We start from the raw sequence: 10,743 nt of genomic DNA, 5'->3' as shown, positions 1-10,743 counted from the left end.
CAGCCACGGCACAGGCAAAGGCGGTGACACCACCACCAGCGGCTTCGAAGGCGCATGGAAACCCAACCCCACGCAGTGGGACATGGGCTACTTCAAAGTTTTGTTCAAGTACGAATGGGAGCAAATGACCACCGCGGCTGGTGCCATCCAGTGGCGCGCCAAAGACGTGGCGCCTGAAGACATGGTGGTGGATGCGCACGACCCGAGCAAGCTGCACCCACCGCACATGACCACGGCCGATTTGTCGCTGCGCTTTGACCCCGCCTACGAAAAGATTTCTCGCCACTTCCAGGCCAATCCAGACGAGTTTGCAGATGCCTATGCCCGCGCCTGGTTCAAGCTGACCCACCGCGACATGGGACCGAAGTCCTTGTACCTTGGCCCGGAAGTGCCTGCCGAGGACCTGATCTGGCAAGACCCGGTGCCTGCAGTCCACCACGCCTTGATTGACCCCGCAGACATCACAGTGCTGAAGGCGCAGATCATGTCCAGTGGCTTGTCGGTGAGCGAACTGGTGAGCGTCGCCTGGGCATCGGCCAGCACCTTCCGCGGCTCGGACAAGCGCGGGGGTGCCAATGGTGCTCGCATTCGACTCTCCCCCCAGAAAAACTGGGAAGCCAACCAACCTGCGCAACTGGCCAAGGTGTTGACTTTGCTGGAGGCCGTGCAAAATGGCTTCAATGTCAGCGCCGCCGGGGGCAAGAAAGTGTCGCTGGCCGACTTGATCGTGTTGGGTGGCTGCGCCGCGGTGGAAGCTGCCGCCAAGGCCGCTGGCCACAGCGTGCAAGTGCCCTTCGCGCCCGGCCGCACCGATGCAACGGCTGAGCAAACGGACGCCGAGTCCTTCTCCGTGCTCGAGCCTGTGGCCGATGGCTTTCGCAATTACCAGAAGAAAGCCTACACCGTATCGCCCGAAGAAATGCTGCTCGACAAAGCCCAGTTGCTGACCTTGAGCGCACCCGAGATGACCGTGCTCGTTGGCGGTTTGCGGGTGCTCGGTGCCAACACCGGCGGCTCCAAGCACGGGGTGTTCACCCAGCGCGTGGGCCAGTTGAGCAACGATTTCTTTGTCAACCTCACCGACATGGACGTGGCGTGGAGGCCGACAACGGATGCGGCCACCGCGTTCGAAGCCTGCGATCGCAAAACCGGCGCTGTGAAGTGGACAGGTACCCGTGTTGACTTGGTGTTCGGCTCGAACTCGCAACTGCGCGCCCTGTCCGAGGCGTATGCCCAAGACGACAACCAGGCCAAGTTCGTGCAGGACTTCGTGGCCGCTTGGAACAAGGTCATGACCCTTGACCGCTTCGACTTGGCGTAACGCATGCCAATCCGGCCCCCGGCGCGTGCCTACACGCCGGGGGCCGCCTCGGGATTGGGCGCGATCAGGCTATTTAAAATAGGCCCATGGGCAGCCCCAGATCAAGGCCCAGCCTGTCGCCAGAAAACGTCAGCGACAATGCCCGTCCAACCAGCCCATTCCCAATGAAACCCTTGAACTACACCCGCGCCCAGGCGCTGCCCGAGATCCTGAAAACCCGCATCGCCATCCTCGATGGGGCCATGGGCACCATGATCCAGCGCTTCAAATTGTCGGAGGCCGATTACCGGGGTGAGCGTTTCAAGGATTTTTCCAAAGACGTCAAGGGCAACAACGAGCTGCTTAGCCTGACCCGCCCCGACGTGATCCGTGACATTCACGAAGGCTATCTGGCCGCCGGGGCCGACCTGATTGAGACCAACACTTTTGGTGCGACCACCGTGGCCCAAGCCGACTACGACATGCAGCACCTGGCCCGCGAGATGAACCTGCAGTCTGCCAAGCTGGCCCGCGCCGCCTGCGACAAGTTTTCTACGTCAGACAAGCCCCGTTTTGTGGTTGGCGCATTGGGCCCCACGCCCAAAACCGCCAGCATCAGCCCTGATGTGAACGACGCCGGTGCCCGCAACGTGAGCTTTGAAGAGTTGCGCGCCGCTTATTACGAGCAGGTCGAAGCGCTGGTCGAAGGCGGCTCCGATGTGTTGATGGTGGAGACCATCTTTGACACCTTGAACGCCAAGGCTGCGCTGTTTGCCATCGAAGAATTTTTTGAGGCCAGCGGTGAGCGCCTGCCTTTGATCATCAGCGGCACCGTGACCGACGCGTCGGGCCGCATCCTGAGCGGCCAGACCGTGACAGCGTTTTGGCACAGCGTGCGACACGCCCAGCCCCTGGCCGTTGGCCTGAACTGCGCCTTGGGCGCGACGCTGATGCGCCCCTACATCCAAGAGCTGAACAAGGTCGCGGGCGACACCTTCATCAGCTGCTACCCTAACGCCGGTTTGCCCAACCCCATGAGCGACACGGGCTTTGACGAAACGCCCGACGTGACCAGCCGCCTGTTGCACGAGTTCGCAGCCGAAGGCCTGGTCAACATCGTGGGCGGCTGCTGCGGCACCACGCCTGAACACATCGGTGCCATCGGCCGCGCCGTCGCCCCGCTGGCCCCGCGCAATGTGCACGGTGGCTTCTTTTACAAAGAAGCGGCTTGAGATTGTTTGTTGAGCGCCTTCGAGTGACCCTCCTGGGCGGTGAACGTCAACTGTATTGAAGTGGCGCTTTGCGGAGGAAAAAATGTCGGACCTGAAGGCTCCGACCTACGAAAACCAACCACCTCTGCCCTCGCCTCTCGTAGGTCGGTGCCTTCAGGTCCGACGAGGTTCGTTCAAACCCCGCTGCCCGCCGATCGCGCCATATACGCAACGCCCTTTCTATGTTAAAAATCTGACCACCACTGCTTGGGTGATTTGCGGTGGCTGACCCCTAGGCACCTGGCCCGCGTGGCGATGTGCCTCTTATAAAAAAACACGGAGACACACATGCTGCAAGGCCTGATGCAAGATCGCCCCCTGCTCATTTCTTCACTGATTCAGCACGTCGCCACATTCCACCCGGACACAGAAATCGTGTCGCGTTTGCCTGAAGGGGCGTTGCACCGCACCGATTGGCGCGGCATTTGTACCTTGTCGCGCCAAATCGCCAATGCCATGGGTGTGCTGGGTGTTCAGCCCGGTGACCGCGTGGGCACATTGGCCTGGAATTCGTACCGCCATTTGGCGCTGTACTTTGGGGTGTCCGGCAGTGGCGCGGTTTTGCACACCGTCAATCCGCGTTTGTTCCCCGAGCAAATTGACTACATCGTCAACCATGCCGAAGACCAGGTGCTGTTTTTTGACCTGAGCTTTGCCCCCTTGGTGGCGCAACTTGCGCCTTTGCTCAAAACCGTCAAAACCTTTGTGGCGATGACCGACAAAGCCCACATGCCCGACATCGGTGTGCCCAATGTGTTGTGCTTTGACGACCTGATGGCCGCGCAAAGCACCGAATACACCTGGCCCGAATTTGACGAGCGCAGCGCCTCATCGCTGTGCTATACCTCAGGCACCACAGGCAACCCCAAAGGGGTGCTGTATTCGCACCGTTCCACCATGCTGCACACCTTGATGGAGATGGCCCCTGACACGTTTGGCATCAGCTCGGCTGAGACCCTGATGCTGATCGTGCCCATGTTCCATGCCAACGCTTGGGGTGCGCCGTATGCGGCGGCCATGGTGGGCTCCAAACTGGTGTTGCCAGGCCCGCACCTGGATGGCGAAAGCGTCTACAACTTGATGAAGCAAGAGCGGGTCACCTTCTCGCAAGGGGTGCCCACGGTGTGGCTGATGCTGTTCCAGTACCTCGATGCCAACCCGCACCTGGACCCCAAAGAGTTGGGGGTCAAACGCGTGGGCATTGGGGGCGCGGCGGTGGCCCGCGGCATGCTGGAGCGTTTTGAACAACAGTTCAACGCCGAGGTGGTACAAGGCTGGGGCATGACCGAAACCAGCCCGATTGGCGTGATCAGCAAACTGTTGCCCAAACATGCAGGCCTGCCCGCCGAAGAACTGATCAAGACCAAGCTCAAGCAAGGCCGAGGCGTTTGGGGTGTGGATCTGAAAATCGTGGATGAAGAGGGCCAGGCCCTGCCCTGGGACGGCGTGGCGTTTGGTCACTTGCATGTGCGCGGCCCCTGGATTGCCAGCGGTTATTACCGTGGGGAGGGCGGCCCCGTGCTGGACGCGCAAGGCTACTTTCCCACGGGCGACGTGGCCACCATCGACCCCGATGGTTTCTTGCAATTGGTGGACCGCGCCAAGGACGTGATCAAGTCAGGCGGCGAGTGGATCTCGTCCATCGACGTGGAAAACACCACCCAGTCGCACCCTGCCGTGGCAGAGGCGGCGGTGATTGGCGTGGCCCATCCCAAGTGGCAGGAGCGTCCATTTTTGTTGGTGGTGCGCAGGGCGGGCGCACAGGTCGAGGCCCAAGAGTTGATGGCCTATTTGTCGACGCGCATCGCCAAATGGTGGTTGCCCGATGACATCGTTTTTGTCGACACCTTGCCCCACACGGCCACGGGCAAACTGCTCAAAACCAAATTGCGCCAACAGTACAAAGACCATCGTTTGCCCACGGCCTGAATTCAGCGCGCAGCGGCTTAGGCTTGGGGTCAGTCTTGCAGCAAGCGCCGCTGCAACTCGGCCAGCTCTTGGGGGCTGAGGCCAATCGCGCCGTGTAAATAGTCCTGCATGCCGCCGTGCTGTGTTTCTACCGCGTCAAAAGCCGCGTGCAAAAACTCGGGCTGCACTTGCCACAGCACCTTCATCACATGCGGGTGGCCTTGGCCTTCCAGGCGGGCATCGCGCTGGTAGAGCTGGTTGGTCAACAAATAGTCGTGTTCGATGGTGCTGCGGTCCACACCCAGCGCAGACAGCAGCAGCGCGGCGGCAAAGCCCGTGCGGTCTTTGCCTGCGGTGCAGTGGAACACCTGCGGTGTAGGCTGCTCCAGCAGGTGCTTTAAAAAACGGCCAAAGGTGCCCGCGTTGTGGTTCACAAAATCGCGGTAGGTCTCTTGCATCAGCGCCACGGTTTCTTCGGTGGTGGGCACGATGCCTTGCGCCACCAAGGCTTGCATGCGGGCGATCACGGTGGGCTCGATGGTCATCGCCAAACGCTTCACGCCGGGGATTGCATAGGGCGTGGCGGTGGATTCGGCTGCGCCGCGAAAGTCCAAGCTGTGCCCGATGCCCAAGGACGCCAAGCGCGCCAAGTCGTCAGGTGTCAAGCCCGCCAAATGGTCTGAGCGGAACACTTGGCCTTGCCGCACACGGCGGCCATCGGCATTGCGGTACCCGCCAACATCGCGAAAGTTCGAAGCGCCTTGCAGCAGCGCAGGGGGTACCGGGGTCATGGCCATCCAATCAGCAGTCAAATCGAAAAAATATGAGCACCATTGTCACGCGCCGCCCCGGCCCCGCCTGTTGCCGAAGGCGACAAACCCCGGGCAGCCCAAGGTGATGAACCCATCTTGCGCTCTGTTTGGCACACGGCTTGCTTGTCATGTGTATGAACCTTGCACGACTTCCTTCGCAGCCTGCCTTGAACGGCGACATGGGTGTCACCGACGCCTGGCGCGACCCTTTGGGTCTCATGTTGGCTTCCACTGGCGAGGGGGTTTTTGGGGTCGATCTGGACGGCCTGTGTGTTTTCATCAACCCGGCAGGTGCCCGCATGATCGGCATGGAGCCCGAGCAGGTGCTGGGCCAGAACATGCATGTGCTCACGCACCACTCGCATGGCGACGGGGCGCATTACCCCTTGGAGGACTGCCCGATTTACAACGCGTTTCGCCAGGGCGAGCCCTGCCGCATCGACAGCGAGGTGTTTTGGCGCGCCGATGGCAGCAGCTTTCCGGTGGAGTATTCCAGTTACCCGGTGTTTGACCAAGGCCAGGTGCGCGGCGCGGTGGTCACCTTTGTGGACATCACCGAGCGCAAACGGGCCCAAGAGGCTTTGCACCGGGCCAAGGACGAGCTTGAAGTGCGGGTTGCCGAACGCACCCATGCCCTGGAAACCGCTTTGCAGCAGTTGCGTGAACTGGCCGCCTGGTCCGAGGCGGTGCGCGAAGAAGAGCGCACCCGCATCGCCCGCGAGGTGCACGATGAGTTGGGCAGCTTGTTGGTGGCCCTCAAGATGGATGTGAGTTGGCTGGACAAGCGCTTGTCAGAGCAAGAACAGCGGGCCGCGCTGGAAGCCCAAAGCATGCGCGAGAAGATGCGAGGCAAGTGCCAGAACATGAGCCGCTTGATCGAGAACGCGGTGGTCAATGTGGGCCGCATCATCACCGACCTGCGCCCCAGCATCTTGGACCACCAAGGCCTGTGGGGCGCTTTGGAGTGGCAGGCGCAAGAGTTTGTGCAGTCGGCCGAGCAAGAACTCAAGTGGTGCATGGAAGTCAATGAGCAACGCGTGCTGCCTGAGCCCATGGCCATGGCGGTGTTCCGCATCTTTCAAGAGATGCTGAGCAACGTGGGCCGCCACGCCCGGGCACACACGGTGGATGTGGACATTGTGGAACGCGAGGGTTGGTTGCACCTGTCGGTGGAAGACGATGGTTGCGGTGCCTTGGCGCAGGCCTTTGAGTCGGCGCAGGCCTACGGCATCATGGGCATGCGCGAACGTGCCCGCCACTTTGGCGGTGTGATCGACATCGACAGCCAACCCGGCCGGGGCACCCGCATGCGGCTGTCCATGCCTTTGCCAGTTTTTGAGGCTGCGCCATGAACGCGACAGTGCGCGTGCTGCTGGGTGACGACCACAAGATCGTGCGTGAAGGCCTGAAGATGGTGCTGGCCGATGACCCGCACCTGCAGGTGGTGGCGGAGGCCGACACTGGCCCCGGTGTGCTGGACGAGGTGCAAAAACGGCAGGGCCTGCAGGGCATTGACGTGGTGTTGCTCGACATTGCTTTGCCGGGCATGGACGGGCTGGATGTGCTGCAAGCGCTGCGACGCGACTGGCCGGGGCTGCCCGTGCTCATGCTCAGCACCTACCCTGAAAAACAATACGCGGTGCGCTGCATTCAGCTGGGGGCCTCGGGCTATCTGAACAAAAGCACCGACCCGGATGAGCTGATGGCCGCGCTGCGCCGCGTGGCTGCAGGCGGCATGCACGTCACGCCGACCACGGCCGAGGCGCTGGCCAGTTTGGTGAGCCAAGGACGCACCAAAAGCGGGATCGAACTGCTCTCGCACCGCGAGCACCAGGTCTTTCTTTTGTTGACCCAAGGCCACACCGTGAGCGAAATTGGTGCGCAACTGAGCCTGGCCCCCAACACCGTGAGCACTTACCGTGCGCGCATCTTGGAAAAGACCGGCACCAAGAATGATGTGGAGCTGGCTTTGTACGCACAAAGCATCGGCGGGCGCTATTGAGCATGCCCGACCAGCCTTGTAGGTCGGCGCCTTCAGGTCCGACAAGCGGCCTGTACACCACCACCGTTTGAAAATGTCGCAGTGCGATGCGATGAATGTCGGACCCTAAAGGCCACGACCTACAAGAGGGCGTGCCGGGCTAGATGTGCTCGGTTTGCGGGACGTGTGGGTGTAGGTAGGTCGGCGCCTTCCGGTCCGACATGGGGGTGTGCCAGTTCGTTGTGAATTTGTAGGGGCAGCCCTACACCGCATCGACAAGCAGCTTGCGAATTGGCGTTGCGCGCTGTCGTTGGCACGCATTCACGGGTTTCTGGCCCGCTGCTTGCATGGGTCTGAGCATCTTCAACAAAGCGAGGTTGCCATGTCTGAATTTTTCGATCCCTACAACGCCGACCGCCCCCTGATGCTCAAATGCAGCTGTGGCCGTGACCACTCACCTGCTGACCACCACGCCGAAGTGGCGGCCGATGCGGCAGCCGTGCAGTTGCGCGCCCGCTCCGAGACGTCCGAGTTCGAGGCTTACAGCCAAGAGTTCATTGAGGCCACCTTGGTCAAGTCGCTGTTTCCACACGACGAAGAGCGCCGCATGTTTTTGCGCGCTGTGGGCAAGAAGACCGCCATGGCTGCCATCGCCAGCGTGTTGCCTGTGGCCAGTTTGCAAGCCATGGCGCAGGCCAAAGGCCCGCTCGAAAAAACCAACCTGAAGATCGGTTTCATCCCGATCACCTGCGCCACGCCGCTGATCATGGCCGAGCCCTTGGGCTTCTACCAAAAGCAGGGGCTGAACGTGTCGGTGACCAAGACCGCAGGTTGGGCCCTGATCCGCGACAAGATGATCAACAAGGAATACGACGCCACGCATTTCCTGTCGCCCATGCCCTTGGCCATCAGCATGGGCTTGGGCGCGAACGCCACGCCCATGAACGTCGCCACCATTCAAAACATCAATGGCCAGGCCATCACGCTGGCCATGAAGCACAAGAACAACCGCGACCCGAAGAACTGGAAGGGCTTCAAGTTTGCCGTGCCCTTCGATTACTCGATGCACAACTTCTTGCTGCGCTACTATCTGGCCGAGAACGGCATCAACCCCGACACCGATGTGCAAATCCGCGTGGTGCCACCACCTGAAATGGTGGCCAATTTGCGCTCGGGCAACATCGACGGTTTCCTTGGACCCGATCCGTTCAACCAGCGTGCGGTGTACGACGAAGTTGGTTTCATTCATGTGTTGACCAAAGACCTGTGGGACGGCCACCCTTGCTGCGCTTTCGGCACCAGCACCGAATTCATCCAGAAGAACCCCAACACCTTTGCCGCGCTTTACCGCGCCGTGCTCACCGCAGCGGCCATGGCCAGCAAGCCCGAGAACCGAGAATTGATCTCCAAAGTGATCGCCCCTGCGCAGTACCTGAACCAACCCGAGGCGGTGGTCAACCAAGTGCTCACAGGCAAATTTGCCGACGGCTTGGGCAAGGTGCAAAACGTGCCCGACCGCGCCGGCTTTGACCCGATGCCTTGGCAGAGCATGGCTGTGTGGATGCTCACACAAATGAAGCGCTGGGGTTATGTGAAGGGCGAGGTGGATTACAAACAGATCGCCGAAAAAGTGTTCTTGATCACCGACGCCCGCAAGCACATGAAGGAGTTGGGCCACAGCTTTGCCGCCACTTCGCCTTACCCCAAGCACAAGATCATGGGCAAAGAGTTTGACCCGGCCAAGCCCGAGGAATACCTCAAGAGCTTTGCCATCAGCAAGGTGGGGTAATCGGCGATGAACACCAAGCACCTCAATGCCAGGGCAGCGCTGGTCTCGTTGCTCATGTTCTTGGTGTTTCTGGGGGCGTGGCAGCTCTCAGCCACTGCGCCTTCGGTGGCGGGCGCCAACAAGGCAGGCATGACGGCCGAAGAGATCGAGTACCAAAAGATGATGGGCAAGGACCCCGGTGCCGTTAAAAGCACCGGGTTCCCGCAGCCCCTTGAAGTGGGCAAAGCCATGTGGGGCCATTTGGCCGATCCTTTCTATGACAAAGGCCCCAATGACAAAGGCATCGGCATCCAGCTGGCGCATTCGCTGTGGCGCGTGGCCTTGGGCTTTTTCTTGGCGGTGTTGGTGGCCGTGCCCTTGGGCTTTTTGATCGGCATGTCGCCCCTCATGCGCAAAGCGTTTGACCCCTTCATCCAGGTGCTCAAACCGATCAGCCCACTGGCCTGGATGCCCTTGGCGCTCTACACCCTGAAAGACTCCGATGTGAGCGGCATTTTTGTCATCTTCATTTGCTCGGTCTGGCCCATGCTGATCAACACCGCGTTTGGTGTGGCCGCTGTCAAGCGCGACTGGCTCAATGTGGCCAGCACGCTGGAAGTGACACCGCTGCGCAAAGCTTTCTTGGTCATCTTGCCTGCCGCTGCGCCCACCATCGTCACGGGCATGCGCATCAGCATGAGCATTGCGTGGCTGGTGATCGTGGCCGCCGAGATGCTGGTGGGCGGCACGGGCGTGGGTTACTTTGTCTGGAACGAGTGGAACAACCTGTCACTGGTTAACGTGATCTTTGCGGTGCTGGTGATCGGTGTGGTCGGCATGTTGTTGGACTTGGCATTTGCCCAAGTGCAAAAGGCGGTGACCTATGTGGAGTGACACCAGTGACCGTGCGTTGACCACCCCTTTGCCCACAGAGTTTTTTGCACCCCAACCCAAGGCCCATGCCATGAGCGCTTTCCTCAAAATTGAAAAACTGGGCAAGGCCTACCAAAGCGACAAACCGGTTTTTTCGGACGTGTCCTTCACCATCGACAAGGGTGAATTCGTTTGCATCATTGGCCATTCGGGCTGCGGCAAGACCACCATCTTGAACGTACTCGCGGGCCTGGACACGGCCACTGAAGGCCATGCCTTCATGGACGGCCGTGAAATCGCTGGCCCCAGCTTGGAGCGCGGCGTGGTGTTCCAAAGCCACGCGCTCATGCCTTGGCTCACGGTGCGGCAAAACATCGCGTTCGCCGTCAAGTCCAAGTGGCCTGAATGGAAAACACATCAGGTCAATGTGCATGTGGAAAAGCATGTGGGCATGGTGGGTTTGTTGCATGCCATCGACAAAAAACCCAGCCAGCTCTCGGGCGGCATGAAGCAACGTGTGGGCATTGCCCGCGCCTTTGCCATCCAGCCCAAGATGCTGCTGCTGGACGAGCCTTTTGGCGCGCTCGATGCCCTCACACGCGGCACGATTCAGGACGAGCTGATGACGATCGTGCGCCAGACGCAGCAAACCGTGTTCATGATCACGCACGACGTCGACGAAGCCATTTTGTTGTCAGACCGCATTTTGCTCATGAGCAACGGCAACGAATCGGGTGGCAACTATGTGCCCGGTGGCCTGGCCGAAGTGGTGGTCAACCCCTTGCCACGCGAACGCACCCGCGCCCAGTTGCACCACTTGCCGGGCTACT

9 protein-coding genes are annotated in these 10,743 nt (G+C 60.6%); 8 read left to right on the top strand and 1 reads right to left on the bottom strand.

Annotated features, from left to right (window positions below):
• From Q0341_RS07205 to Q0341_RS07195, 3 genes are all read left to right on the top strand, one after another.
• Positions 1 to 1,321: peroxidase family protein (locus tag Q0341_RS07205; protein WP_366522753.1), on the top strand; the 1,321-nt coding region annotated here is incomplete at its 5' end.
• 164 nt (positions 1,322 to 1,485) lie between these two features.
• Positions 1,486 to 2,532 carry a homocysteine S-methyltransferase family protein gene (locus tag Q0341_RS07200; RefSeq protein ID WP_299511569.1) on the top strand — a complete coding sequence of 349 codons (1,047 nt, stop codon included), beginning with the start codon at positions 1,486 to 1,488 and terminating at the stop codon, positions 2,530 to 2,532.
• 327 nt (positions 2,533 to 2,859) lie between these two features.
• Positions 2,860 to 4,500: a 3-(methylthio)propionyl-CoA ligase gene (locus Q0341_RS07195; protein ID WP_299511567.1), complete on the top strand. Its 1,641-nt coding sequence runs from the start codon at positions 2,860 to 2,862 to the stop codon at positions 4,498 to 4,500.
• Positions 4,501 to 4,529: 29 nt separating this feature from the next.
• On the opposite strand, the gene Q0341_RS07190 is transcribed toward Q0341_RS07195, so the two are convergent.
• Positions 4,530 to 5,276, bottom strand: a complete 747-nt coding sequence (locus Q0341_RS07190; RefSeq protein ID WP_299511565.1) for a tyrosine-protein phosphatase — start codon at positions 5,274 to 5,276, stop codon at positions 4,530 to 4,532.
• 194 nt (positions 5,277 to 5,470) lie between these two features.
• Here Q0341_RS07190 and Q0341_RS07185 point away from each other — a divergent pair, with 194 nt between their 5' ends.
• The 5 genes from Q0341_RS07185 to Q0341_RS07165 all read left to right on the top strand — a co-directional run.
• The gene (locus tag Q0341_RS07185) at positions 5,471 to 6,643 is read left to right on the top strand and encodes a PAS domain-containing sensor histidine kinase (RefSeq protein ID WP_299511564.1); all 1,173 of its coding nucleotides are present in this window, start codon (positions 5,471 to 5,473) and stop codon (positions 6,641 to 6,643) included.
• Positions 6,640 to 7,293 (top strand): response regulator transcription factor, encoded by a 654-nt coding sequence (locus Q0341_RS07180; RefSeq protein WP_299511563.1) that lies wholly within the window; start codon positions 6,640 to 6,642, stop codon positions 7,291 to 7,293. Before Q0341_RS07185 ends, Q0341_RS07180 begins: the two co-directional genes overlap by 4 nt.
• 361 nt (positions 7,294 to 7,654) lie before the next feature.
• A complete protein-coding gene (locus Q0341_RS07175; protein ID WP_299511560.1) occupies positions 7,655 to 9,061 on the top strand; it encodes a CmpA/NrtA family ABC transporter substrate-binding protein in 1,407 nt (468 codons plus the stop codon).
• Between the two features lie 6 nt (positions 9,062 to 9,067).
• Positions 9,068 to 9,934, top strand: coding sequence for a nitrate ABC transporter permease (gene ntrB, locus Q0341_RS07170; RefSeq protein ID WP_299511559.1), 867 nt, complete (start codon positions 9,068 to 9,070; stop codon positions 9,932 to 9,934).
• Positions 9,924 to 10,743 (top strand): ABC transporter ATP-binding protein (locus Q0341_RS07165; RefSeq protein WP_299511558.1); only part of this gene is annotated, 820 nt, incomplete at its 3' end. The genes ntrB and Q0341_RS07165, both read left to right, overlap by 11 nt.

Source organism: uncultured Limnohabitans sp., from assembly GCF_937889215.1.
In the GTDB taxonomy this organism is placed as follows: domain Bacteria; phylum Pseudomonadota; class Gammaproteobacteria; order Burkholderiales; family Burkholderiaceae_C; genus Limnohabitans_A.
This window is presented reverse-complemented; position numbering and strand designations above follow the sequence as displayed.

Coding starts and splice junctions, on each gene's coding strand:
- Q0341_RS07200 (WP_299511569.1), top strand. CDS start 1,486: ATGAAACCCTTGAACTACACCCGCGCCCAGGCGCTGCCCGAGATCCTG.
- Q0341_RS07195 (WP_299511567.1), top strand. CDS start 2,860: ATGCTGCAAGGCCTGATGCAAGATCGCCCCCTGCTCATTTCTTCACTG.
- Q0341_RS07190 (WP_299511565.1), bottom strand. CDS start 5,276: ATGGCCATGACCCCGGTACCCCCTGCGCTGCTGCAAGGCGCTTCGAAC.
- Q0341_RS07185 (WP_299511564.1), top strand. CDS start 5,471: ATGGGTGTCACCGACGCCTGGCGCGACCCTTTGGGTCTCATGTTGGCT.
- Q0341_RS07180 (WP_299511563.1), top strand. CDS start 6,640: ATGAACGCGACAGTGCGCGTGCTGCTGGGTGACGACCACAAGATCGTG.
- Q0341_RS07175 (WP_299511560.1), top strand. CDS start 7,655: ATGTCTGAATTTTTCGATCCCTACAACGCCGACCGCCCCCTGATGCTC.
- ntrB (WP_299511559.1), top strand. CDS start 9,068: ATGAACACCAAGCACCTCAATGCCAGGGCAGCGCTGGTCTCGTTGCTC.